The sequence below is a fragment of the Mesorhizobium sp. ES1-4 genome (assembly GCF_020164745.1).
GTDB lineage: Bacteria > Pseudomonadota > Alphaproteobacteria > Rhizobiales > Rhizobiaceae > Mesorhizobium.
The window spans coordinates 85,127-108,882 of the sequence record NZ_JAIUGV010000016.1 but is presented as its reverse complement, the minus strand read 5'-3'; the positions used below and the strand labels follow the sequence as shown (position 1 = coordinate 108,882).

The following is a 23,756-nucleotide window of genomic DNA, read 5'->3' as shown; positions in this document are numbered from 1 at the left end:
ATCGCGGAACCAGAACAGGCAAAAACGTGGCGCAACGATCGGGCAGTGCTGATCTTCCCCTTCACGGCGGGCGTGTGCCGAAATGGCTGGGCGATCGCATGACGCGTCTCGGCGCGGTCATGTGCGAGGCGATCATCCATCACTATGGCCGCAATGAATTGCTGCGGCGCCTGGCGCATCCGTTTTGGTTCCAGTCCTTCGGCGCCGTGATGGGCATGGACTGGCATTCGTCGGGCATCACGACCAGCGTCGTCGGCGCCTTGAAACGCGGTCTCACGCCGCTGTCGGGCGAACTCGGCATTCATGTCTGCGGCGGCCGTGGCGCGCATTCGCGCAAAACGCCGCATGAACTTGCCGCCATCGGCGAGCGTATCGGCTTCGACGGCGTGCGCCTGGCAACCGCCAGCCGGCTTGTCGCCAAGGTGGACAGCGCCGCCGTTCAGGACGGTTTCGACCTCTATTTGCACGGCTTCATCGTCACCGACGACAGCGATTGGGTGGTGGTGCAGCAAGGCATGAACGGCGACAGCAAGCTGGCGCGGCGCTATCATTGGCTGTCCGAAGGTCTGAAGAGTTTCGTCGACCAGCCGCATGCCGCCATCGAGGGCGCCAACCAGGGCGAGATCGTCAACCTGACCGACCGGCGCGCGGAAGCCTCGCGCCAGGGCCAGTTGGACCTGCTCCAGGACCTTGGGCCGGATCGCATCCTGCGGGAACTCGCTGTGCTGGAGTCTGGCACCGCACCGGCTCCGGAGCAGCCGCTGTTGCCGCATCTGGTCATGCCGGCTCACCATGATGTGCGCGAAAGCGATGTCGTGATGCGTCGCCTGCATGGAAACATGGCGGCTGCCGCCGAACGCGGCCCGGCGGATTTTTCCGAGCTTCTTCTGGTTCCCGGCGTGGGCGCCCGCACGGTGCGCGCATTGGCCCTCGTTGCCGAAGTGGTGCACGGCGCGCCGTGCCGTTTTTCGGATCCAGGCCGCTTTTCACTGGCGCATGGCGGCAAGGACAGGCATCCGTTTCCTGTTCCGCTCAAGGTCTATGACGAGACGATCGGCGTGCTGAAATCCGCCGTGCAAAAGGCCAGGCTTGGTCGTGAAGAGGAAATCGGCGCATTGAGGCGGCTTGACGATCAGTCGCGCCAGGTCGAGCGCTACGTCACCGGCCCCAGCCTCAAGGAAATCGTCGCCGGAGAATTCGACCAGTCGCATCTGCTCGGCGGCCGCAGTGTCTTTGGCTGGGAACCGGCACCGGATGAGGCTCCCGCGGAGCCGAGCCGTAAGGCGCGGTAATGTGAGGCAGAGAGCGATCCCGGGCGCCCAGCCCGCCGGCGTTGCCCGGGGGCTGGGATGGACGGATCGACCGGCGATCCGTTTGCGTTGATCGAAGATTCGAGCAAAGAGCCTTCAGGCGACGACGCCGCCTTGGCCAACCTTGGTCCCCGCCATCCAGGGCATCGATGCCGAGACGTCCTCGAGGATCTTGGCCGACCGGGCGAAACCGGCAAAAGCATCGCGCGCCAACGGCACAGGGGCGTCCCCGTCATAGGCCCGCTGACACGCGCGCACGGCGGTTTCGAAAATCGGCCCTCTTCGCTCCTGAGGCCACTTGTGTAGAAACTCGAATGCGTCTTCCAGGCAGCTTATCTCTTCGATCATGAAATGCCCGTTCCTGACCAGAACGGGCCGGTCGAACGCCTTGTCGTTCATGGGTGTCTCCATCTCCAACGGGATAAACCTCTGCTAGGCTGCTTCCGGCTCCGGCAGGGAAAATGCTCCACCGCCGTTCGTTCTGGGCGGTATCGCGGCGCAGACCGGGCTCGGAGGCGGATCGTCGTCGTCGTCGCGTCGCACCCGGGCTATCCAACGGGACCAGTCCCTTCGACGGCCAGGAGAAACCCGCCGTAATGGAGGCGCAGCCCGACGCGGCGGAAGCCGTTGCTCGTCTCCGTCAAGCGCGTTCAGCGCGCGAAGCAACTCGTCCACGTCGATCACGGAACCGTCGTCCAGCCGGCGCAGCGACGGAGCATCTTCGATCGCATGCGCGTCGGAGGCCCATGAGGCGAGCAACGCACGCTTGGCTTCAAGAGTCATGGTCGGGTGGTTGAGAGCCTCGACGAGCTTTTTCGGCAGCGGCCAAACGCCGATGCAAGTCGGCATTCTCGGATCAGGTTGAAAGAAGATATCTTCGCTTGTCATCTCCGTTCTCCGCAATCAGGGCCTCCCGGTCTTGCCGGGAGGCGGGACCGCAGACTGTTTCGATGTGTCAGGCAGCCTTGCGCGGCATCTCCTGGCTTATCGACCTTGAATTCTGACCCTCGGCCTGGCCATCACCGATCTGGATGCGGCGCGGCTTGAGCGCCTCCGGTACCTCGCGCACGAGATCAATGGCGAGCAAACCGCAATTGAGCGTCGCGGCTTCGACCCTTACATGATCGGCCAGCCTGAAAGTCTGTTTGAAATTGCCGATGGCTAGGCCTTGGTGAAGCAGTTGCCTCTGCTCCTGATCGGGCTTCTTGCGTCCGGTGACAGACAGCTCGGCGCCGTTCTGCACGAGTTCGATCTCGTTCAGGTCGTACCCGGCTACCGCCATGGTGATGCGGTAGTCGTTCTCACTCTTCTTTTCGATATTGTAGGGGGGCCAGTCCGGACCGACGCCATTGTCGAGCATGTTGAAAAGACGGTCAAACCCGACCGTCGTGCGGTAAAGGGGTGCATAGTCCACGTTTCTCATAACCATATCCTCCGAAAAGCAACATGGATCACCGACGTCGCGGCCTGTCGCGACGCCTGTTTTGCCGAGCCTTAGCCTCGACGCGAAGCGATTTGGGAATGTGTAAAAACCTCTTCAAGAGGGGGCCCGGGAATTTTTTTCGCCCTCTTTCGCCTAAGGGCCCGCGGGCAGATCCTGAGCGATCGACACGCTCATGCCACGCGACGGTAGCTGTAGCGATCCCGGATGAATTTGTTGAAGAAGCGGCCTTTAGAGGAGGCCTTCCTGAAGGCGGCATAGATTGCCGGCGCGACATCCGCATAGTCATAGCGGTAGCCGCTCGGAACGAACCACACGGAGAGCGTCCTGGTCGCGGCATCGTATTGCGTGTTTCGGATCGCGGTCGACGGCATGGTGGCACCTGACGGCTCAGCCACATAAACCCGCCGGGCATGGTCCGGTTCCGTGCTGCCTGAAGTCGCTACGCCAGTCGGCAAGCCGCCGCCGCTTCCTAAACTACCACGCCGCCACGGCGTTCCGTTGCGCCGTGTCCAAAGGCGGGCAAAGCGTGATTCCTGTATTGCCTTGCGGTCTGGCATGCACCATCTAGGGACAATGTCGCCGCTCAAACCGAAAACAGCCGGGGGTGGGCTCGCTCCTCAGTACGATCTGTTCGATACCGCTCAAGATGATCTGCCGGAGGGTTTCGCATACCAGCCCGGACTGATCACGCCGAAAGAGGAAATCGAACTCGTCCAGCATCTTGAAGGACTGCCTTTCAAGGCCTTCGACTTCCACGGCCATCAGGCGAACCGGCGTGTCGTCGGTTTTGGACTTCGCTACGATTATGACCGGCGCGAAGTCGTCGAGGCACCGCCGATACCTGATTTTCTGTTGCCCTTGCGCGAGCAGGTCGCGGCCTTCGCGGGCCGGCCAGCCGAGGCCTTCGCGCAGGTCCTGATCAACGAATACCGGCCTGGCGCCGGTATCGGCTGGCACCGCGACAAGCCTCATTTCGAAGACGTCGCGGGCGTTTCCCTGCTGGCGCCCTGCGATTTTCGCCTTCGATGCAAAAATGGGTCTGGATGGGACCGCCGGACCATCATTGTCGAGCCGAGATCGGCCTATCTCATGACGGGGCCTTCGCGGTCGCAATGGGAGCACAGCATTCCGCCGCTAGCCGAACACCGCTATTCGATTACCTTGCGGACCTTGCGGTCCTAGAACCCAAGCGCTGGGAAGGCTGTCCGGGGCATGGCTCAACCCGGCCCGAATGTAACGGGGCGGGTTGAGCCATTTCATCTAGGTCAGTATCAGCACGATCTTGTACGTATCCGGATCGACGATGACGATCCGGCCGTCGGCGAGAACGAAATAATCGTAGGCCTCGTACGCCGGGACAATCTTTACGATGCGAGCCGGCAAACGATGCAGCCTGATCTTGTGCCGCGGAACTTCGATGCCGACCGAAACGTCGAAGTCGACGTTGGCTACGGGCTCGACCTTGGTTTCCCTGATCACCTGAGTGATCTTGGTCTTCTGTTCGACGGTCACATTGTTGATGGAAGCCGTCGAGGTCTTGTCCTGTGTGGAGTTCTTGCCCTGAGCCTGCTGATCGGTCTGGATCTTGGTCTTGTCCTGGGCCTGCTGGTCGGTCTTGGTGCCGGCCTTGCCCTGGGCCTGCTGGTCAGTCTGGATCTTGGTCTTGTCCTGGGCCTGCTGGTCGGTCTTGGTGCCGGCCTTGCCCTGGGCCTGCTGATCGGTCTGGATCTTGGTCTTGTCCTGGGCCTGCTGGTCCGTCTTGGTGCCGGCCTTGCCCTGGGCCTGCTGATCGGTCTGGATCTTGGCCTTGTCCTGGGCCTGCTGGTCAGTCTTGGACTTGGTGCCCTGTGCCTGATCCTTCATCTTGGAGCCGCTTTGGCAGTTGGTCGTGCCGGAAGCGCAGTTTGTGTCCGTCCCTGACTGTGTCTGAGCCATCGCCGTCCCACAGCCGAGCCCGACCGCAAGCATGCTGGTAATGAGAACATGTTTCATTGGAAACCTCCTTCGGAGAGTTCGTCCCTTCCCGGGGGAGAACTTCCGCCAAAAAAGTTTGTTCCGAACAGACTGCGTTAATGCACGACCCGATCGCCCTTGGCTGTCCGCCCGAGTCGCCCCGGCCTTCCTTCTCGCTCAGGCGGATAGCAAGGGATCGCGACCGCGAAAATCATCGGTGAGTGGCTCTATTTCACGCCGATGCCGGCGGTGAGGCCGCCATCTATTTTGTAGTCGGCGCCGGTGCAGAAGCTGGCCTTGGACGAGCATAGGAACGCGATGAACTCCGCCACCTCTTCCGGCTCGCCGATGCGGCCAAGCGGATGGGCCGCGCCGAAGCGCCTGTAGGCCTCTTCGACATCGGCGTCGCTGCCGCCGTCGCCGCGCGCGGCCTTCTCCAGGATCGGTGTGCGGATCGAACCCGGGCTCACCGAATTGACCCTGATGCCGAATGCCGCATAGTCGAGTGCCAGCGAACGCGTCAGCGTGTGGATGGCGCCCTTGGTCGTGGCATAGGCGGCGACGTTCTGCTGGCAGGCGAAGCCCTGCACCGAAGCGACATTGACGATGGCGCCGCCGCCCCGCTTGATCATTTCGGGAATGCCGAAATGGGCGGTCAGATAGATCGAGCCGACATTGACGGTCATTGCCCGGTTCCAGGTTTCCCAGTCGGTTGTCGTCGCCGTTCCATAGGGATGCACCGCCGCCGAGTTGACGATCACGTCGATGCCGCCGAATTTCGCGACGCCGGCTGCGACCGCCTCGCGCACCTGCTCGGAAACCGAGACATCCACGGTCTGCACCAGAGCGCTCGCTCCGGCCTTGGCGAGGCTTTCCTGCATGGCGGCGTTGGCCGCCTTGTCGATGCCGCAGGCGACGATCGCGGCGCCACCTTGCGCCAGCCGTTTCGCGGTGGCGAGCGCGATGCCGGTCGTGCCGGTGATCAGCGCAACCTTGTTCTCGAAATCAAGCATGGGGCAATTCCTTGGAAGATGGGATGTCTGAGTGCGGCGCCACCGGCGCGGTGCGTGCATTTTCGAGATCGTCGGGAACGAAGCGCAAGCCGAAGTCGAGATGCCGGCTCATCAGGTAGCTATAGGCGATGCGGTCACGCGCGCGCAGCGCCGCGATGATCTCGCCATGGGCGCGGCGGGTTTCGCCAAGCACCGGCCGGATGGATTTGCCGACGGTCATGATGTGCAGGATGACCGGCGACAGGAACCGGTAGGTCTGCATCAGCATGCGGTTGCCGGCGAGCTTCATCAGCGCAAGGTGGAAATCGAAATCGCGCTGTGCCGCTTCCTGAACGTCGCTGGCGGTCTCGATCAGCCCGTTGACCTCGTCCAGGGCGTCGAGTTCGGCAATGCTGGCATTGAGGATGATGTGGTCGCCGATGCTCACCTCGATGATGCGGCGAAAGCCCTGCACGTCGTGAAAGGACGTCTTCGATATGTCCATTTGCGCGGCGAAGAAGTTCTGGATGGCGACGTTCTGTCGGTCGGCCAGCACCGCGCCGACACGCGGCTTAGGGTCGATCAGGCCATAGGTGCGGATGGTGCGCAGCGCTTCGCGAATCGTGTTGCGGCTGGCGCCGAACAATTCGCCCAGTTCCCGTTCCGTAGGCAGGACATCGCCGACGGATAGCGCGCGATTGCGGATCAGGTCGAGTATCTGCCGCACCGTCTGGTCGACCGCCGAGCGGCTGCTTCCTGCTTCGTCCGACGCCTCCACCGGCTCGTGGCTTGCCTGCTCCAACAGCTAAATTCCTCGCCATTTGTTGGGCCAGAGTTACAGTTTGGCCACGGGAAATCAACTACATGGGGCTAAACGGGTTGTATTGACACTAACATGGTCCAACAATATCGTCCCCGCCAAACAGTGAGGAGACTTCATGGAACAGTGTTGGCGCTGGTACGGTCCCGATGATCCGGTGACGCTTGAGCATGTCAAGCAGGCCGGCGCTACGGGCGTGGTTTCAGCGCTTCACCAGATCTATGACGGCAGGGCCTGGCCCGAGGCCGACTTGCTCGAGCGCAAGCGCATCATCGAGGCGGCCGGGCTGACGTGGTCGGTTGTCGAGAGCATCCCGGTCCACAATTCCTTCAAGATCGGCGCGCCGGAGCGCGATCGCTATGCCGGCTACTATCGCGACAGCATCCGCGCACTCGCCAAAGCCGGCATCCAGACGATCTGCTACAATTTCATGCCCGTGGTGGATTGGACGCGCACCGACCTGGCTTACCGGCTGCCGACGACCGGCTACGCCTTGCGTTTCGACGCCATCGACTTCGCCGCCTACGATCTCTTCGTCCTGCAGCGCGAGAATGGCGCGGCCAGCTACACGCCGGCGCGTATCGCCGAGGCCGAGCAGCGGCTGAAGGTGCTGACGCCGGAGCGGATCGACCAGATCGAACGCAACCTGATCGCCGGCCTGCCGGCGACGGAGCGCAGCTACAACAGGGACAGTTTCCGCGAGGCTCTCGCGGAATACGATGCGATCGGCCCGAAGGAACTGCGCGACAACCTCGCCTGGTTCCTGCGCGAGATCATTCCGGCCGCCGAAGAGGCGGGGGTGCGCATGTGCATCCATCCGGACGATCCGCCGTTCTCGCTCTATGGCCTGCCACGCGTCGTCTCGACGGCCGACGATGCGCGTTTCATCCTCAAGGCGGTCGACAGCGTGGCGAATGGTTTGACGTTCTGCACCGGCTCCTACGGCACGCGCGCCGACAACGACATTGTCGCGATGGTCGAGGAATTCGCCGACCGCATTCATTTCGTCCATCTGCGCAACATCACCATCGAGGAGGACGGCTCGTTTTACGAGGCCGAGCATCTCGAGGGTGGGACCGACATGGCGAACGTCATCCTCACCTTGATGCGGGAAGAGGCTCGCCGCCGCGCGAAAGGCCGCGGCGACTGGCAAATCCCGATGCGACCGGATCACGGGCATCTGCTTGCCGACGACATCGGCAAGCAAAGGATCAACCCGGGTTATTCGCTCATCGGCCGGCTGAAGGGCCTCGCCGAGCTGCGCGGCATCATGCGCGCGGTGGAGCGGTTCGGGCTGGCCTGAGCCGCCGAAAGACAAGCTGTCGTCTGCGATCTTCCGCTGGGATGTCGCGACAAGTCATGCCGAGCGCTTCGCTTCGCCCGGCATCCTGACTGGCTACGAGCACAGGCGGCCCCGACGAGTGGTCAACGATTTCATTGATCTGGCCCGCAAACTTTCAAGACCGGTCGTGTAGTGCTCATCATGCTTGGCCAGCGTCCCATGAGAGCGGGCGACTTTCGCGCTACGGGGACCATGAAAAGGATAACCCGTTGACGATCTTCCCTTTCACCGAAGCCACCCCAATCCAGTTTCAGGCGCCGCTGCCGAAGACGTCGGATGTGGTGATTGTCGGCGGCGGCATCGTCGGCGTGACCGCGGCATTGTTCCTGGCCCGGCGCAACATAGCGGTGACTTTGCTGGAGAAGGGGCGCATCGCCGCGGAGCAGTCATCGCGCAATTGGGGCTGGATCCGCCAGCAGGGCCGCGACGCGGACGAACTGCCCATCGTTATCGAAGCGCAGCGTCTCTGGCGGCAACTGGCCGGGGAGTGCGGCGAGGACATAGGCTTGGCGCAGACAGGCGTTACCTATCTCGCGCGCACCGACAAGGAGATGGCTGATTTCGCCAAGTTCCTGAAGATCGCCGAGGCCCATGACGTCGACACGCGTCTTCTCGACCGGGGTGAGACCGCCAGGCTGATCCCGACCATGGCGCGCTCTTTCAAGGGCGCCATGACCACGCCGTCGGACATGCGTGCCGAGCCTTGGGTCGCCGTGCCTGCGCTTGCCCGCCTGGCCGTTCGCCAGGGCGTCACCATCATCGAGAACTGTGCCGCACGCATGCTCGACATCTCAGCCGGGCGCATCGGAGGCGTCTGGACCGAGCAGGGCCGCATCGCCACATCGAACGTGCTTGTCGCCAGCGGCGCCTGGACGTCGCTGTTCCTGCGGGCGCACGGCGTTTCAATCCCGCAGCTCAGTGTCCGGACCACCGTTGCAGCGACCGCACCGATGCCGGAAATCCACGCGGGTGCCGCCGCGGACGAACACATCGCGTTTCGGCGCAGGCAAGATGGCGGCTACACGCTGGCCGCGGGAGGCAGTCACGTGCTCTATGTCGGGCCGGACGCTTTTCGCCACGCACCGAAATATCTGCCTGCCCTGAAGGCAGATCCATTTGGCACGCGTTACCTGCCGGCCGCGCCACGCGCATACCCGGACAGCTGGTCCACCCCACGCAAATGGGACGCCGACAAGGAAAGCCCATTCGAGCGGATGCGCGTTCTCAATCCTGCCCCTGAGACCAGGGCGCTTCGCGCCATCGACGTGGGCTTTCGGAAACTCTTCCCGCAATTCGGGGCGGTACCGATCAGGGCAAGCTGGGCCGGCATGATCGATGCGATGCCGGATGTCGTGCCGGTGGTCGATCGCGCCGCGGCGGTTCCGGGTCTCGTCATCGCGACAGGGATGAGCGGCCACGGCTTTGGCATAGGTCCTGGAATAGGCCGCGTCCTGTCCGACTTGATCCAGGGCAACGAGACCGGACACAATCTGCAAAGGTTTCGCCTATCCCGTTTCAGCGACGGCAGCCCCATCCAGATGGGACCGTCGCTTTAGACCTCGCCTGCCGTCAACCTTGCCTGCCGGAAGCCGATAGGCTCGTCATCGAGACGGCTAGGCCCTCGCGGTTCCGAACCGGAGCGTGTGAGTCAGCTGAACAGGAACGAATGGCATTTTTCGCAAATCCGGCTGATTTTGGAAAATCGTTCGTCGTATCCGCGGAAGGATCGGTTCAAAAAGGGAAAATCCGTTCGGTGTTCTCCTCCCATTTCGCTGAACGGTGTTCCCCTCTGAAGGTTATGGCCTTCTTTTGGCCGGGCCGTTTGGCGCCCGGCCATTTTTCTTTCCGCCCTGCGCGTTGCCGGTGCGCCGCTGATCCGGCAGACTTCGATAGGTATCAGTCGTTGCAATCAGTGGAAGAAGGAGAGGTCTTATGACATCCAACGTCGCCGTCATTGCCGGGGCGGGCTCCGGCTTGAGCGCCTCGCTCGCGCGCCTTCTCGCCAGGGAGGGGTTTCACGTCGTGCTGGCCGCCCGAAACATCGAGAAGCTCCATGCATTGCAGGCGCAAACCGGCGCGTTGGCCGTGGCGACGGATGTCTCGGATCCAGCGTCGGTGGAGCGTCTGTTCGATGTCGCCGACCAGGCTGGTCCGCTTTCCCTGGTGGTTTTCAACGCCAGCGGCCGCGCCCGTGGTCCGATCGACGAACTCGATCCCGAGGCGGTCCGTCAGTCGCTGCTGGTGGGGGCCTATGGCGGGTTCCTGGTCGGCCAGCAGGCGGCCCGCCGGCTGATCGCGCAAGGGGCAGGGTCGATCCTCTTCACCGGAGCAACGGCAAGCGTGAAGGGGTTCGCCGGCTCCGCCGGTTTTGCGATGCCCAAATTCGCGTTGCGCGGTCTGGCCCAGTCGATGGCCCGTGAACTGGCGCCCAAGAACATCCACGTCGCGCATTTCATCATCGACGGGGCCATCGCCTCGGCCGCTTCCGGACAGGAGCCCGGGCCGTCGGATCGCCGGCTCTCGCCGGATGCTATCGCCGAGGCTTATCTTGCCATCCACCGCCAGCACCGCAGCGCCTGGACGTGGGAAATGGAGCTCAGGCCCTGGGTCGAAAACTTCTGACCGTGTCAGCCATCCATGCGAGCCTTGCATGGCTCGTGTGCACGGGCCTTGAGGAGAGTCGACATCGTAGGAGGATGTCACTATATAGCGGCGGCTTCGATGGCTCGCGCCTTGAAGCGTAACGTCACAAGATGGCTGCAGCGGCAGCCGTGAAGATACGAAACGGACTGGAAGCCGTAAAAGGTAGAAGCAATTGCTCGGAGCGGGCAGATCCCGCCAACGGTACAGTCCTTCAGAATCAGAAAATGCCCTTAACCTCTCGATTTCCTTCGTCTCTGTGGACCCTGGTCGGCTTCGGCTTGCCGGCTGGCCGCGACTCGGCTGGAATGGGAGCATGCGTCCTTCGCGGGAAGCAGACGTTTATGATTACCAACCGGCCTTGCCGCCAGGGAACAGCAGCATGAGTGAACACGCGATCGAGTTCTTGCGGGGATGGATCGGCGAAAAGGTCCATTGCCAGTCCCACGCCAGAATCGAGAAGCAGGCCGAGACGCTGGCCAAGGAATGCGCGGCCAAGGCAGCCGAGGTCGGCATACCGCTGGAGGACATCCAGGAGGAAGTCGGCGATATCCAGGAATTGATCGCTTCCCGGCTCGAGGAAGCGGCCGAGGCCGACGAAGACCAGGCTCCCGGCAAAGCCGCGGAATAATTCCCGTAACCCTGTTGGAGACCCGCGGGCTTCGGCCCGCGTTTTCGTTTCAGCCGTCCCTCTCAGCCAAATTTTTCCCTAAGCCACGCTTTCGGCAGCGCAGGCACGAAATTGCCGTCGCGACCGGTCATATCGTGATTGGCGACAAGGGCGTTGAGGATCGATTCCTCCACCGTCTGGATCACCGCATCGAAGAACGGGTCGATGTCCACATCGGGAATGAAATCGGCGCTGGCGAGGCGGCCAGTCGGCCCCAGCGCCGCGGCAGGATTGGCCGTCGAGAAGGCGAGGAAGATGTCGCCCGAACTGTGATAGCCAAAGCCCCCGGTCATGGCGACGCCGAGCGGTACACGGCGGGCCAGCCGCTTCATCTGGTGTGGCAGGAAAGGCGCGTCGGTCGCGATCACGGCGATGATCGAGCCCTTTTCCGCGCGCGACGTGGCTTCGCGGATAGCCGGTTCGTTGAGTTCGGATTGAGCACGCAGGCCGCGAATGGTGAAATTGTGCCGCTTGCCGAAATTCGACTGTACAAAGGCGCCGACCGTGTAGGTGCGCCCTTGCCATGCGACGATGCGCGAGGCTGTGCCGGACCCCGCCTTGAAGCCGAAGGTGATCATGCCGGTGCCACCGCCGACGCTACCTTCCTCGATCGGTCCGCTGGCGGCGCCGTCAAGGGCTTGGGCGACGTGCTCTGACGTCAGGTGGTGGCCGTTGATGTCGTTGAGAAAGCCGTCATAGGTCTCCGCCGCCACCGGCAAGCCCCAGGCGCTGTCGATCGCGGCCGGCAGCACCTGGTTCATCCAGCGCAGCGTGCCGTCACGCGAAACGCCGCAGGAATGCGTGTTGGTGATGGTGATCGGGAAGTTGAAGGCGCCGGTTTCCTCGATAATATGCGAGCCGGTCAGCTCGCCATTGCCGTTCTGGCTGAAAATGCCGGCGAACACCGGCGTCGCCAACTCGGCACGCAACCTGGGCAGGATCGCGGTGACACCGGTGCGGACCGGTCCCTTGCCGACGACGAGCGCGCCATCGCCCGATATCAGCGTCGCATAACCGACCGCGACCCCGGACACGTCGGTGATCGCATTGAACGGCCCGGGCGTTCCGTCGAAGCCGATATTGAAGCCCCGCGCGCGCGGCTTGCCGGACGGCGTTGCCATATGGTGTGGATTGTCGGTCATGCTCTCAGAACAAGGATCCCTGATTGCCGGGTTCTCTAGCCTTTGCCGCCGGCCTGGCGGCGGGCTTTGGCCGCGCCGCGCCGCTGGTGGCCACCGCATCCGCCGTACCATCGGCGAACTCCAGCGAAAGCGCCATCCCCGACGTCACGTCGGCGGCCTGCTTGATGACGGCACCGTCGGCATCCTTCACCAGCGCGAAGCCGCGCGCGAGAACGGCCTTGTGCGAAAGCGTCGCCATCAGCCGGTCGGCCTGGACGATGCGGCCGCGTAGCCGCTCCAGCCTGAGCAGCATCGCCTGGCCGCCGCGTCTCGTCAAAGCCGTCAGCAAATCCCTCTGCACACGTTGCCGCCGGGCTGTCGGCTCGATCGTGATGCGGCCCTGCAGCAAAGCCAGTTGCTGCCTGTGACGCTGCAACGACGCCTTGGCGCATTTCGGCAACTGATCGGCGGCACGATTGAGCTCTGCGCGCCGGCTTTTCGCCAGGGTGCGCAGTGCGCCCTGCGCCCGCAAAAGATTGCGGTCATTGGTGCGCCGTGCCTCGGCAATCCGCTGAGACAGCATTGCCGGCGTCAGTTTTACGGCGAAAAATCGTGCCCGCTTGCGCTCGGTGGAAACCATCAGGCCACGACCGAGCCTCGACGTCGCCTCGTCCAGGCGCCGCCGCGGCAGCGCCAGCAATTGGTCGGGTGAGGGCAGCGCGCGCGCCGCCGCACGGGCTGCCTGTCGCTTGCGTTCGAAATTGCGCAGCACAGCGGCCTTGAGCCGCGCGCCGAGACTGGCCAGCGTCGCCTCGAGGTCAGCCTTGACCGGCACGGCGATCTCGGCCGCGCCCGTCGGTGTCGGCGCCCGCACATCCGCGACAAGGTCGATCAGCGTCCAGTCGGTTTCGTGCCCCACAGCCGAAATCACCGGAATGCCCGAGGCGGCGACGGCGCGGGCGAGTGCCTCGTCGTTGAAGCCCCACAGATCCTCCAGGCTGCCGCCGCCGCGTGCGACGATCAGCAGGTCCGGGCGCTGGATGCCGCCATCCCATGCCAGTGCGTTGAAGCCGGTAACGGCATTGGTCACTTCCGCGCTCGCGGTATCGCCCTGCACGCGCACCGGCCAGACAAGCACGTGCAGCGGAAAGCGGTCCTTGATGCGGTGGATGATGTCGCGGATGACGGATCCGGTCGGCGAGGTGACGACCCCGATGACGCGCGGCATGAACGGCAGCCGGCGCTTGCGGCCGGCATCGAAAAGCCCTTCCGCCTGCAGCCGGCGCTTGCGTTCCTCCAGCAGCGCCATCAGCGCGCCGGCTCCGGCCGGCTCCAGATTGTCGATGACGATCTGGTAGTTGGATTTGCCGGGATAGGTGGTGAGCTTGCCTGTGGCGATGACCTCCATCCCTTCCTCGGGACGGAATTTCAGCCGGCTCATCGTGCCCTTCCACACCACGGCGTCGAGCCGGGCGCGATCGTCCTTCAGCGCGAAATAGGCATGGCCGGAGGAGTGTGGGCCGCGGTAGCCGGAGATTTCGCCGCGCACCCGCACATTGCCGAAGACGTCCTCGACCGTGCGCTTCAGCGCGCCCGATATTTCGCTCACCGTGTATTCGGTGGCGTTGGTGCGTGATTCGGATGCTGCTTCGCTCATCGGCCGATTGGGGGTTGGTTGGGCGCCGGCGTCAAGGCGTCCTCTCGGACGGCCTTGGATCTCCCTACCAGCCCGGCAGGATCTGGTTCGGCCTTGGCCGCTTCATCTTGGCGAAGGCTAGGGCGGCGAAGTCGAACGTCCCCGTTTCCTCGCCAAGCGGGATCGAGATGTTGTCCAGGCTTTCCGAAATATGCCGGGCAAGCGCATCGACGATCTCCGGCCGCGAGGTCTGGCCGCGCATGATGCCGATGCGGCAGTCGGGCAGGGCGCCAAAGCCGTCGGCTTCGCCCAGCACCCTCATGCCTGGCCTGAGCGCGCATTCCGGCAGCACCGAGATCGCCAGGCCGGACAGCACGGCCGCGGCGATCACGGTCGCCGAGAAGCTGGTGAACAGGATGCGATAGTCGCGGTTCTGCTGGTCCAGCACGTCGACGGCGGCGCGCCGCCAGATGCAGTTCGGCCGGCCGAAGGCCATCGGCAGGGTTTCCTGCTCGTGCGTCGCGTGGTTGGCCGAGGTGACCCACAGCAGCGGTTCGCGCCGCACCACTTCCGATTGGCCGCGCACATCGTTGTGCGTCACCAGCGCGAGGTCGAGATTGCCGCGCTTGATATGCTCGACCAGCCCCGGCGTCGGCTCGCAGATGACGGTCAGTTCGACGCGCGGATTGGAGCGCGTGAACCGTGCCATGATCTCGGGCAGGAAACGGTCGGCATAGTCGTCCGGCGTGCCGATGCGGATCGTGCCTTCGAGCCGCTGGTCGTCGAATGCAGCGAGCGTTTCGCGGTTGAGATAGAGCAGCCGCCTTGCGTAGGAGAGCAGCTTGTCGCCTTCCTCCGTCAGCCTGTTGCTGCGCCCCTCCTTCTCGAACAGCGGCTTGCCGATCCGTTCCTCCAGCCGGCGCATCTGCATCGACACCGCCGACTGGGTGCGGTGCACTTCTTCGGCCGCGCGCGTGAAGCTGCCGGTGTCGGCAATCGAGATGAAGGTCTGCAACTGATCCAGATCAAGCGGCGCTTTCATCGGTCCAATCCATCACTAGTGTTGATGCCTAGGATTAGAAACATTCGTTGGATTAATCAATCGGCCGATGGCAAATTGGCATTGTCCACATGAAAGGCATGTGAATCGAAGCCGGAACGGCCGCTGTCGCCAGCGCCGACCGTCGGGTTTCGTCCGTTCGAGTCTGAAGGAGACCGACATGACCACGATCGATTTCGCCACCGAGACCTCGCGCATCACCTCGCGTCCGGCCGTTGCGACGCGCGTGGCCAACACGGTCTCAAACGCCTACCGCGCCTGGAAAAACCGCCGCGCCTTCTACCGCCTTGGCGAGATGTCGGACGCCGAGCTGGCCGATATCGGCCTGACGCGCGCCGACCTGCATGTCGCAATCGACGTGCCGTTTGGGCGCGACCCGACGGCGATCCTGCGTGAGATCGCCAGCGATCGTGTGGAAACGATCGAGGATATCGCCCGCAAGGTGGCCTGATTGATTCAGTTGCGGTCCCGTTGAACCTTTTTGCGGTTCGGCGCGACCAAGGTTCATGCAGGCTCCCCACTCCCTGCCGGTTCCCCGCCGGCCTGCCTGCACGCTGCCCGGTCCTCCCAAGGACCGGGCTTTTCTTTTAAGGGCTTCTGAAGGCCGGGCGGCTATCGCCGGTCCATGTCGCGCTTGAACTGGTCGAAGATGGTTTCCATGCCCTTCTGGTACTCGTCACGCTGCTGGGCGCCGGTCTCGAACATCTTGCCGAAAATGTCGTCGAAGGGGCTCCTTGGTCGCCCGCTCGGATTGGCCTGCTGCTGTGGTGCCTGGCGTTGCTGCGGCTGCGGCGCTTGAGGTTGTGGCGCCGGCTGTCCGCCGGGCAGGCCTCCACCTTGCCGCAGCATCTCCTCGAAGATTTTCCCTAGCGGGTTGTCGCCGTAGGGGCTCTGTGGCTGCTGGGGCTGGGGCCGGCTTTGTGGTTGCTGCGCCGAGCCGCCGCCGAACATGTCCTGCAAGGCCTTGCCGAGTGGGTTGTCGCCGTAAGGATTGGGAGCCGGCTGCGGCTGGCTTTGCGGTTGCGCCGAGCCGCCGCCGAACATGTCCTGCAAGACCTTGCCGAGCGGGTTGTCCATGGGGTTCTGAGGCGGCGGCGCCTGACGCTGTTGCGGCGCCTGCATGCCGCTTTGCCGCATCATTTGCTCGATGATCTCGCCAAGTGGATTGTTGCCGCCACCACCAAGACAAGCCGCGGCCTGCATCTGATTTGTCGTCTGCTTGAACAGTCCGCCCATCACCATCGACGCGATCGCGGGCAGCATCTGCTGCAGCACCTGCTGGCTGACGCCGCTCGCCTGCGCTGCCTGGCTGGCCACGGCGCGCGACAAATCCTTCGAACCGAACAGATGTCCCAGAATGCCGTTGCCCTCGTCTACGCCTTGCGGCGAGAAGGCGCGCGTCGCGTCCTCGAAATACTTGGCGTGCTGGCCGCTCGCCATCGCCGTCATGAAGGCCCCGAGCCCATAGGGGTCGGCGGTGTTGCGTTGCAACCCTTGTGAAAAGGCCGGCAGCAGCGCGGCGACCGCCGCCTGCGTCTGCTGCAGCGAAAGCCCGTATTGCTGGGCAAGCACCTGCATGCCGTTGCCGTTCTGGGCCTGCGTGAGCATGTCGAACAAGGTGGGCATCGGCTTCTCCTCCGGGAAATCCTCGGAAAAGAGCCTAATTCGTTTCAAGGCCCGATTGAAGCGGCTTTTGCCGCTCGCTAGCGCCCGGGGTTAGTAGGCATATTCCATGAATACGGGCTCGATCGAGCCGCCCCAGCGCGTGTGATAGGCCGACAGCATCTCCTCGGCGCTGGTGGTGCCACGCGCCACGACCTCGTCGAGCGTGTTGAGGAACGAGGTTTCATCGTAGCCGTCGCGGTTCTTCCTGCCGCGGTTCTTCAGCCCAGTGCGCGAAATGGCCATGACGTCGCGCGCGATCTCGCGCAGCGTCGTGTTGCGGAACGGCGCGGAAATGCCGAGTTCGGGCACGGTGTTGCGCATGGCCAGCACTTCCTTGTAGCTCCAACTCGACGTCAACGCCTCGGCCGCGTCGAGCGCCGCCTCGTCGTAGAGCAGCCCGACCCAGAAGGCCGGCAGCGCGCAGATGCGCCGCCAGGGGCCGCCATCGGCGCCGCGCATTTCCAGGAACCGCTTCAGCCGCACGTCCGGAAACAGCGTCGACAGATGGTTCGCCCAATCGCCCATGGTCGGCAGCCCGTCCGGCACCTCGTTGCGCGCGGCTCCGGCCATGAACTGGCGGAAGGTGATATGCGTCATGTCGTGGTAGCGGCCGTCGCGGATGACGAAATACATCGGCACGTCGAGCGCCCATTCGACATAATCGGCGAAACCGAAATCGGGTGAGAAGCAGAATTCGAGCAGCCCCGAGCGCTGGTTGTCGGTGTCGCGCCAGATATCGCCGCGCCAGCTCTGCAGCCCGTTCGGACGGCTGTCTGTGAAGGGCGAGTTGGCGAACAGCGCGGTCGACAGCGGCTGCAGTTTCAGCGACACCTGCATCTTGCGGCGCATGTCGGCCTCGCTCTCGAAGTCGAGGTTAACCTGGATCGTGCAGGTGCGGTACATCATGTCGAGGCCCTTGGTGCCGACCTTGGGCATGTAGCGCGTCATGATCTCATAGCGCGACTTCGGCATTTTCGGTGTTTCTGCCAGCGACCATTTCGGGCTGCCGCCGAGGCCGAGGAAGCGGATGCCCATCGGCTCGGCGATCTCGCGCACCTGCGCCAGGTGGGCATTGCCCTCTCGGCAGGTCTGGTGGATCGTTTCCAGCGGCGCGCCGGAGAGCTCGAACTGGCCGCCGGGCTCGAGCGAAATCGCCCCCTGGCCCGTCGGCTCGACCAGGCCGATGATGCGGCCGTCGTCCATGATCGGATCCCAGCCCAGCTTGTTCTGCATGCCTTCAAGGATGGCGCGGATGCCGCGCTCGCCGCCGTACGGCACCGGCGCATTGCCATCGACATAGAACGGGAATTTCTCGTGCTCGGTGCCGATGCGCCATTTTTCGCGCGGCTTGTTGCCCTCGGCCAGGTGCTCGACGAGTTCGTCCATGCCTTCGATGGGCCGGAAATCGGTTGTGTCGCGCGCCATTTTCAAGCCCCCAAAGGCGGTTGAACCCACCGCCGGCGCTAAATGGACGAAATGTCAGTAGCCGATCAAGCGAAAAATCCTGAGCCACAGGTCAAGAGGAATTGAAGGCCACGGCCGGCAAGCACCTCTTGCAAGAGACGATGTCCTACCAGTCGCCAATTGTTGCCTGCATCACCGCAAGTGCTGCCACGGCAGCCGTGTCGGCACGCAGGATACGTGGCCCGAGCGGAATGGCGGTCACGAAGGGGAGCGCCCGCAGCATCTTGCGCTCCTCGTCGGAAAAGCCGCCCTCGGGCCCGACCAGCAGGGCGAGCTTCTTCTCCTTTACCGCCTGCAAGGCAGGCAGTGGGTTGTTGGTCGAAGCGTCCTCGTCGCAGAAGATCAGCCGCCTTTCCTTGTCCCAGCCGGTCAGCAGGCGCTCGAATTTTTCCGCCTCGCGAACCTCCGGCACCGCCAGGATGCCGCATTGTTCGGCGGCCTCGACGACATTGGCACGCAGGCGGTCGAGCGACGGCTTTGCCACCTGCGTATGCTGGGTGATGACCGGCTGCAGGATGCCGGCGCCCATCTCGACTGCCTTCTGCACGAGATAGTCGAGCCGGCCCTGCTTCAGCGGCGCGAAGCAGTAGATGAGATCGGGCAGCGGCGGCTGCGGTCTTTGCAGCGCCAGTACCTTCAGCCGAACCGACCGCTTTGATTTTGCTGAAATAGCCGCCGACCATTCGCCGTCGCGGCTATTGAAGACAAGGATCTCGGCGCCTTCGGCCAACCGCAGCACATGCAGGAGATAATGGCTCTGCTGCTGGCCGGGTTCGAACTCGATGTCTGGTCCGAGGTCATCGGGCACGAACAGGCGTTGCATCTTGTAGTTGGCGCGCATCGCCGAGGAATGGGCGAGGCGGCCGCCGGCGTCAAGCCTTGGCGGAAGGATGCCACATGGGTTGAAAGCCGTGACGCAGGACGGCAAGCGTCGTTCCCGGGGTCAGCAGCACAAGCGTCTCGTCCTCGAACCGGTCAAGCCCGGTTGGCGGGCCATATCCGGCAAAAGCCCATCGCAACGCCTTGCCATGGTGCAAGGCATAGGCGTTGCCGCAAGCTTCGATCATCGCGCCGTCGGGCAAGCGGGCAAGCGCGTCTATTGCGACCGCGGGCCGCTTGCCGCCGGAAGCCAGCCGTTCCTTGTGCAGTCGCTTGTCGACCTGTGGCGCGCGGGGTTCGGCAATGCCGAAGGCCTGGCCGAAGCGGTCGACAAAATCCCTGGCGCGTTCGCGCTGGCAAAAGAAGCAGGGCCGATGCCCGGCCGCGAGCGCCGTCACCTCGTCGAGAAAGAACAATTCGGTCCAGCCGGCCTTGCCGCCCAAGTCGTCGTCAGTCCGGCGGTTGCGGCCCATCGGCTCGCGCCGCACATCGCGGAATTGGCACACGCAGATGATCCAGGCCTGCAGCGCCCAGCGCTTTTTCAGGAGAGTCCTTGTCGCGGGGTCGTGGATGATGCCGCGATTGCCGGTGAACAGACCGCGCTCCGGCACGGCATGGATGGCCCCGAACGGATCGACACGGTTCTGCAGTGGCATAGTTTTCTCCCCATGCTCGCATCTTGGCTGAAATGCCGGCGCCATGATATCGCTCGCGGCACCATTTTCATGTCAGCAGGATTTTCGATGCGTGTGCTGGTAGTCCAGAACTACGACAATACCGGGCTCGGCCAGGTTGGCGCGGCACTGGCGGAAGCGGGTGCCGATCTCGACCTGCGCCTCCCCTACAAGGGCGATCCGCTGCCCCGGGACGCCACCGGCCATGATGCCATGGTGGTGCTCGGAGGCGGCCAGAACGCCCTGGCCGACGAAGAATATCCTTATTTCCCGGCGCTGCTCGAACTGACCCGCGATTTCGCCGGCAAGGACCGCGCGGTGCTCGGCATCTGCCTCGGCAGCCAACTCGTCGCCCGTGCCTTTGGCGGCGAGAACCGCATCGGCGGCGCCAACGAATTCGGCTGGCGCGGTGTGTCGCTGACGCCGGATGGCAGGGCCGATCCGGTGCTGGCTGAATTGCCGGAAAAGTTCCCGATCTTCCAGTGGCACGACGACACGTTCGAGCTGCCGGAAGATGCCGTACGGCTCGCCGGCAACGATGTCGCTGAAAACCAGGCGTTTCGCGTCGGCCGCGCCGTCTACGGCTTCCAGTTCCATTTTGAGGCCGACCGGCCGATGGTCAAGGACTGGAGTTCCTCCTTCGCGCCGACCATTGCCGCGCGCCATCCCGACTGGGCCGGCAAGCTCGACGGCGAAATGGCCCGCAACGGTCCTGACGCCGATGCTGCGGGTCTCGCCATCGCCCGTGCCTGGGTGGCGACGATCTGAGCATCCGCCCTCCGTGCCATGGCGCGTGACATAATTGGCACGCGGCCACGAATCCGTCTTGGGAAAACCGTTTTCATCCTTGGCTTGTGCCCGGCGGCCGTTCTAGAAGGCCCGCGCCCTACGCGGGCTGTGCAACCGGGATGAACCTTTTGTGTGACCCGTGCGACACACCATCGATACGAAACACGCCTAGAAGCGCGAAATTGTCGAAACTTTGAGGCGTATTTTCAGTTTCAACGCATTGGTAACCGCCTCGTGCACAGATGCAGGAAGCTCAACAAGAGATGACCTCCGTGAAAGCAGCGTTTCTGTCCTTTGCCATGCTGTCCGCCATCGTGCTTTGCGGCCTGGGTATCTATGCCGCCGATGCGGCCAACAACCACAACGCCGTCGACGGCTACGGCGTCACCGCGTCACTGCGCTGAGCCAAGGCATCTCCGCGCCTCGGGCGCCGGGATACTCAAGGCTCCTTTATCGACATTTCCAATATGCGTTTGTCCACGCCGTCCACCACGAGCGCGGTAAGCATGCCTGACTGCCAGGCAAGGGTGTCGACATTGACGCGGTTGGCCATCACTTCCGCCTCCGGGACCGGTGTGTGGCCGTGCACCACGACCTTGGCGAAGAGGCCGGTGTGATCGTGGAAGTCGTCACGGATCCAGACCAGGTCCTGCGGGTTCTGATTCTCCAGCGCAATGCCCGGCCTGATGCCGGCATGGCAGAAGAAGAAGTCGCCCGACGTCACCGAGAACGGCAACGACCGCAGGAAATCGACGTGGCTTCGCGGCACGGCTTCGAGCAAGGCTTGATGGCCCTTGCGCATGGCTGATTCCGCCTTGCCGAACCAGACGCCGCTGCCATTGTTGATCGTCACCCCATAGGATTGCGCGGTCTGGATGCCGCCAAAGCGGATGAAGAGCCCTACGGGATCGGGGGTCTTGAGAAAGTCGAGAAGGCCGATGTCGTGGTTGCCGGCCAGCATTATGTTGCGCGGATCGCGTGCGCGCGCCTCGATCAGGAAGTCGATGACGCCCTTGGAGTCCGGCCCGCGATCGACATAGTCGCCAAGATGGATGATGCGCCAGTCCGCGACCAGGTCCCTCGCGATCTCGGCCTCGATCTGGCCGTGCATGGCGGCCAGCAGGTCGAGCCGGCCATGCACGTCGCCGATCGCGTAGAGACGCACGCCGTCCGGCCCGTGTGCGTCGAGGAAATGAATGCCGGGTTCCGCCAAGGTCTCGATATCTCCGTGGTCAGACGTCACGGACTTAGCGTCGGAGCTGCTCCTTGCCCATGTCGGTGACCAGACGCTTTCCGCACAGCGCCAGCGTGATGTCCATCTCCTTGCGGATGATTTCCAACGCTTTGGTAACCCCTTCCTTGCCGAGCGCGCCCAGCCCGTAAAGAAATGGCCGACCTATATAGGTGCCCTTGGCGCCCAGGCAGAGCGCTTTCAACACATCCTGGCCGGAGCGGATACCGCCATCCATATGCACCTCTATGCTGTCGCCGACCGCATCGGCGATTTCCTCCAGCACCATGATCGACGATGACGCGCCGTCGAGCTGGCGCCCGCCATGGTTGGAAACGATGATCGCATCGGCGCCGGTCTTGGCCGCCATCAGCGCGTCCTCCTTATCGAGGATGCCCTTGAGGATCAGCTTGCCGCCCCAGCGCTCCTTGATCCAGGCGACGTCCTTCCACGACAGTTGCGGATCGAACTGCTCCGTCGTCCATGACGACAGCGAAGCCACGTCGCCGACACCCTTGGCATGCCCGACGATGTTGCGGAAGGTACGGCGCTTGGTGCCAGCCATGCCCATCCACCAGCCAGGCCTCACCGCGATGTTGGCTATGTTGGCCAACGTCATCTTGGGCGGCGCAGAAAGCCCGTTGCGGACATCCTTGTGACGCTGGCCGAGGATCTGCAGGTCGAGCGTCAGCACCAGCGCCGAGCATTTCGCCGCTTTCGCCCGGTCGATCAGATTGAGCACGAAATCCTTGTCGCGCAGCACATAGAGCTGGAACCAGAAGGGCTTCTTCGTCACCGAGGCGACATCCTCGATCGAACAGATGCTCATCGTCGAGAGCGTGAACGGCACACCGAATTCTTCGGCCGCCTGCGCTGCCAGCATCTCGCCGTCGGCATGCTGCATGCCGGTCAGGCCGGTTGGCGCCAGCGCCACCGGCATCGACACTTTCTGGCCGATCATCGTTGACTCCAGCGAGCGGTCGCTCATGTCGACCAGCACGCGCTGTCGGAACTTGATCTTCTGGAAATCCTCCTCGTTGGCCCGGTAAGTGCTCTCGGTCCAGGCACCGGAGTCGGCATAGTCGAAGAACATCTTGGGCACGCGCCGGCGCGCGAGATCCTTGAGGTCTGCGATGGTGAGAATGTCGCTCATGATGGTCCCCGCTTGATCGAATTATCTAGGAGCGTCTGCGCGCTGGTTCGCTGTCGCCCGCTTCCGAGCGCTGCCGCAGCCTCAGCCGCGAGACGCGCTGCCAGTCGCCGCTGCGTTCGGCTTCCGCCATCGAACGCTCGACATAGGTCATGTGGTCCATCGCCGCCTGGCGGGCACCGGCGGGATCGCCGGCCTTGACGGCGGCATGGATCGCCCGGTGCTGCGCCAGCAGCGCTTCTCGCGCGCCGGGCACGGTGAAGACCAGAAGCCGGTTCTGGAACACGCCTTCCGACAAGAGCCGATAGCAGGAACGCAGCGTGTGCAGGAGCAGGATGTTGTGCGCGCATTCGCAGATCGCATGATGGAACTCGACATCGATCTCGGCCTCGTCGTCGAAGTCGCCGGTGCGATGCGCCTCGTCCATGCGCGCCATGATGCGGTCGAGCAGGGCAAGGTCCTCCGGTGTGGCACGCCGCGCCGCGTATTCCGCCGCTATCCCTTCGATCTCGCGGCGGTATTCCAGATAGTCGGCCACCGCCTTGCGATGTGTCGAGATCAGGTCCGCCACCGGCTTGGTGAACAGTTGGCCGATGATGTCGGCGACGTGCGTGCCGCCGCCCGGACGGGTCGACAGCAGGCCGCGCCCTTCGAGCGCCTTCAGTGCGTCGCGCAGGATTGGCCGCGAGACCTCGAACTGGCGTGCCAGTTCGCGCTCGCCCGGCAACCGGTCGCCGGTGCGCAGCACACCTTCGAGAATGAGGCTCTCGATCTGCTGCACCACCTCGTCGGCGGTGCGCGAATGCTCGATCCTGGAGAAAATGTCGCTCAAAGGAAGCGCCTGAGGAATGGAATGATGACGCGCAGATTAAAGCCACTGTCGCCAACTGGTCAAATTATTTATCCAATTCGTCCA

Annotated in this window: 26 protein-coding genes; 9 read left to right on the top strand and 17 right to left on the bottom strand. The window is 63.6% G+C overall.

Annotated features, from left to right (window positions below; genetic code table 11):
• Window positions 1-26: 26 nt before the first annotated feature.
• A complete protein-coding gene (locus tag LB556_RS25610; RefSeq protein ID WP_224570375.1) occupies window positions 27-1,292 on the top strand; it encodes a DUF763 domain-containing protein in 1,266 nt (421 codons plus the stop codon).
• A 114-nt stretch (window positions 1,293-1,406) separates the two neighbouring features.
• Here LB556_RS25610 and LB556_RS25605 read toward each other — a convergent pair whose 3' ends face one another.
• The 4 genes from LB556_RS25605 to LB556_RS25590 all read right to left on the bottom strand — a co-directional run bounded on the left by LB556_RS25605 (window position 1,407) and on the right by LB556_RS25590 (window position 3,149).
• Complete coding sequence (locus LB556_RS25605; protein WP_224570374.1) at window positions 1,407-1,709, bottom strand: DUF982 domain-containing protein; 303 nt, start codon at window positions 1,707-1,709, stop codon at window positions 1,407-1,409.
• Window positions 1,710-1,742: 33 nt separating this feature from the next.
• Window positions 1,743-2,198, bottom strand: coding sequence for a hypothetical protein (locus tag LB556_RS25600; protein ID WP_224570373.1), 456 nt, complete (start codon window positions 2,196-2,198; stop codon window positions 1,743-1,745).
• A 67-nt stretch (window positions 2,199-2,265) separates the two neighbouring features.
• Window positions 2,266-2,733 carry an Hsp20 family protein gene (locus LB556_RS25595; RefSeq protein ID WP_224570372.1) on the bottom strand — a complete coding sequence of 156 codons (468 nt, stop codon included), beginning with the start codon at window positions 2,731-2,733 and terminating at the stop codon, window positions 2,266-2,268.
• A gap of 191 nt (window positions 2,734-2,924) precedes the next feature.
• Window positions 2,925-3,149 (bottom strand): KTSC domain-containing protein, encoded by a 225-nt coding sequence (locus LB556_RS25590; protein ID WP_411908614.1) that lies wholly within the window; start codon window positions 3,147-3,149, stop codon window positions 2,925-2,927.
• Window positions 3,150-3,327: 178 nt separating this feature from the next.
• On the opposite strand from LB556_RS25590, the gene LB556_RS25585 reads away from it, so the two are divergent.
• Entirely contained in the window at window positions 3,328-3,936 is a 609-nt protein-coding gene (locus LB556_RS25585; RefSeq protein WP_224570371.1) for an alpha-ketoglutarate-dependent dioxygenase AlkB, read from the top strand.
• Between the two features lie 78 nt (window positions 3,937-4,014).
• On the opposite strand, the gene LB556_RS25580 is transcribed toward LB556_RS25585, so the two are convergent.
• From LB556_RS25580 to LB556_RS25570, 3 genes are all read right to left on the bottom strand, one after another.
• Window positions 4,015-4,746 carry a DUF1236 domain-containing protein gene (locus tag LB556_RS25580; RefSeq protein ID WP_224570370.1) on the bottom strand — a complete coding sequence of 244 codons (732 nt, stop codon included), beginning with the start codon at window positions 4,744-4,746 and terminating at the stop codon, window positions 4,015-4,017.
• Between the two features lie 188 nt (window positions 4,747-4,934).
• A complete protein-coding gene (locus LB556_RS25575; RefSeq protein WP_224570369.1) occupies window positions 4,935-5,720 on the bottom strand; it encodes an SDR family NAD(P)-dependent oxidoreductase in 786 nt (261 codons plus the stop codon).
• Entirely contained in the window at window positions 5,713-6,501 is a 789-nt protein-coding gene (locus LB556_RS25570) for a FadR/GntR family transcriptional regulator (RefSeq protein WP_224570368.1), read from the bottom strand. Before LB556_RS25570 ends, LB556_RS25575 begins: the two co-directional genes overlap by 8 nt.
• Window positions 6,502-6,637: 136 nt before the next feature.
• On the opposite strand from LB556_RS25570, the gene uxuA reads away from it, so the two are divergent.
• The 4 genes from uxuA to LB556_RS25550 all read left to right on the top strand — a co-directional run bounded on the left by uxuA (window position 6,638) and on the right by LB556_RS25550 (window position 11,132).
• Window positions 6,638-7,822, top strand: coding sequence for a mannonate dehydratase (gene uxuA / locus LB556_RS25565; RefSeq protein WP_224570367.1), 1,185 nt, complete (start codon window positions 6,638-6,640; stop codon window positions 7,820-7,822).
• Window positions 7,823-8,070: 248 nt separating this feature from the next.
• Window positions 8,071-9,417: an NAD(P)/FAD-dependent oxidoreductase gene (locus tag LB556_RS25560; protein ID WP_224570366.1), complete on the top strand. Its 1,347-nt coding sequence runs from the start codon at window positions 8,071-8,073 to the stop codon at window positions 9,415-9,417.
• Between the two features lie 376 nt (window positions 9,418-9,793).
• Complete coding sequence (locus tag LB556_RS25555; protein WP_224570365.1) at window positions 9,794-10,483, top strand: SDR family NAD(P)-dependent oxidoreductase; 690 nt, start codon at window positions 9,794-9,796, stop codon at window positions 10,481-10,483.
• 400 nt (window positions 10,484-10,883) lie between these two features.
• A complete protein-coding gene (locus LB556_RS25550) occupies window positions 10,884-11,132 on the top strand; it encodes a hypothetical protein (RefSeq protein ID WP_224570364.1) in 249 nt (82 codons plus the stop codon).
• 62 nt (window positions 11,133-11,194) lie between these two features.
• Here the strand turns inward: LB556_RS25550 and LB556_RS25545 are convergent, their stop codons facing one another.
• The 3 genes from LB556_RS25545 to LB556_RS25535 form a co-directional block, all read right to left on the bottom strand.
• A complete protein-coding gene (locus tag LB556_RS25545; RefSeq protein ID WP_224570363.1) occupies window positions 11,195-12,313 on the bottom strand; it encodes a P1 family peptidase in 1,119 nt (372 codons plus the stop codon).
• 4 nt (window positions 12,314-12,317) lie between these two features.
• Window positions 12,318-13,949, bottom strand: a complete 1,632-nt coding sequence (xseA, locus tag LB556_RS25540; protein WP_224570362.1) for an exodeoxyribonuclease VII large subunit — start codon at window positions 13,947-13,949, stop codon at window positions 12,318-12,320.
• A 64-nt stretch (window positions 13,950-14,013) separates the two neighbouring features.
• On the bottom strand, window positions 14,014-14,970 hold the full coding sequence (locus LB556_RS25535) for a LysR substrate-binding domain-containing protein (protein ID WP_224570361.1): 957 nt from the start codon (window positions 14,968-14,970) through the stop codon (window positions 14,014-14,016).
• Between the two features lie 178 nt (window positions 14,971-15,148).
• Here LB556_RS25535 and LB556_RS25530 point away from each other — a divergent pair, with 178 nt between their 5' ends.
• Window positions 15,149-15,439 carry a DUF1127 domain-containing protein gene (locus LB556_RS25530; protein WP_224570360.1) on the top strand — a complete coding sequence of 97 codons (291 nt, stop codon included), beginning with the start codon at window positions 15,149-15,151 and terminating at the stop codon, window positions 15,437-15,439.
• A gap of 161 nt (window positions 15,440-15,600) precedes the next feature.
• On the opposite strand, the gene LB556_RS25525 is transcribed toward LB556_RS25530, so the two are convergent.
• From LB556_RS25525 to LB556_RS25510, 4 genes are all read right to left on the bottom strand, one after another.
• The gene (locus LB556_RS25525) at window positions 15,601-16,614 is read right to left on the bottom strand and encodes a DUF937 domain-containing protein (RefSeq protein WP_224570359.1); all 1,014 of its coding nucleotides are present in this window, start codon (window positions 16,612-16,614) and stop codon (window positions 15,601-15,603) included.
• A 90-nt stretch (window positions 16,615-16,704) separates the two neighbouring features.
• Window positions 16,705-18,078 carry a glutamate--cysteine ligase gene (locus LB556_RS25520; RefSeq protein ID WP_224570358.1) on the bottom strand — a complete coding sequence of 458 codons (1,374 nt, stop codon included), beginning with the start codon at window positions 18,076-18,078 and terminating at the stop codon, window positions 16,705-16,707.
• A 145-nt stretch (window positions 18,079-18,223) separates the two neighbouring features.
• Window positions 18,224-18,958, bottom strand: a complete 735-nt coding sequence (locus tag LB556_RS25515; RefSeq protein WP_224570396.1) for a 16S rRNA (uracil(1498)-N(3))-methyltransferase — start codon at window positions 18,956-18,958, stop codon at window positions 18,224-18,226.
• A 31-nt stretch (window positions 18,959-18,989) separates the two neighbouring features.
• Window positions 18,990-19,652 carry a hypothetical protein gene (locus tag LB556_RS25510; RefSeq protein WP_224570357.1) on the bottom strand — a complete coding sequence of 221 codons (663 nt, stop codon included), beginning with the start codon at window positions 19,650-19,652 and terminating at the stop codon, window positions 18,990-18,992.
• 87 nt (window positions 19,653-19,739) lie between these two features.
• Here LB556_RS25510 and LB556_RS25505 point away from each other — a divergent pair, with 87 nt between their 5' ends.
• Both LB556_RS25505 and LB556_RS25500 read left to right on the top strand, forming a co-directional pair.
• The gene (locus tag LB556_RS25505) at window positions 19,740-20,438 is read left to right on the top strand and encodes a type 1 glutamine amidotransferase (protein ID WP_224570356.1); all 699 of its coding nucleotides are present in this window, start codon (window positions 19,740-19,742) and stop codon (window positions 20,436-20,438) included.
• Window positions 20,439-20,722: 284 nt separating this feature from the next.
• Entirely contained in the window at window positions 20,723-20,863 is a 141-nt protein-coding gene (locus LB556_RS25500) for a hypothetical protein (protein ID WP_224570401.1), read from the top strand.
• A gap of 35 nt (window positions 20,864-20,898) precedes the next feature.
• Here LB556_RS25500 and LB556_RS25495 read toward each other — a convergent pair whose 3' ends face one another.
• From LB556_RS25495 to LB556_RS25485, 3 genes are read right to left on the bottom strand one after another with little or no spacing between them, the layout of a single operon-like run.
• Window positions 20,899-21,672 carry a metallophosphoesterase gene (locus LB556_RS25495; RefSeq protein WP_224570395.1) on the bottom strand — a complete coding sequence of 258 codons (774 nt, stop codon included), beginning with the start codon at window positions 21,670-21,672 and terminating at the stop codon, window positions 20,899-20,901.
• Window positions 21,673-21,706: 34 nt separating this feature from the next.
• Window positions 21,707-22,843, bottom strand: a complete 1,137-nt coding sequence (locus tag LB556_RS25490; protein ID WP_224570355.1) for an alpha-hydroxy acid oxidase — start codon at window positions 22,841-22,843, stop codon at window positions 21,707-21,709.
• 25 nt (window positions 22,844-22,868) lie between these two features.
• Entirely contained in the window at window positions 22,869-23,672 is an 804-nt protein-coding gene (locus LB556_RS25485) for a FadR/GntR family transcriptional regulator (RefSeq protein WP_224570354.1), read from the bottom strand.
• Between the last annotated feature and the right edge of the window lie 84 nt (window positions 23,673-23,756).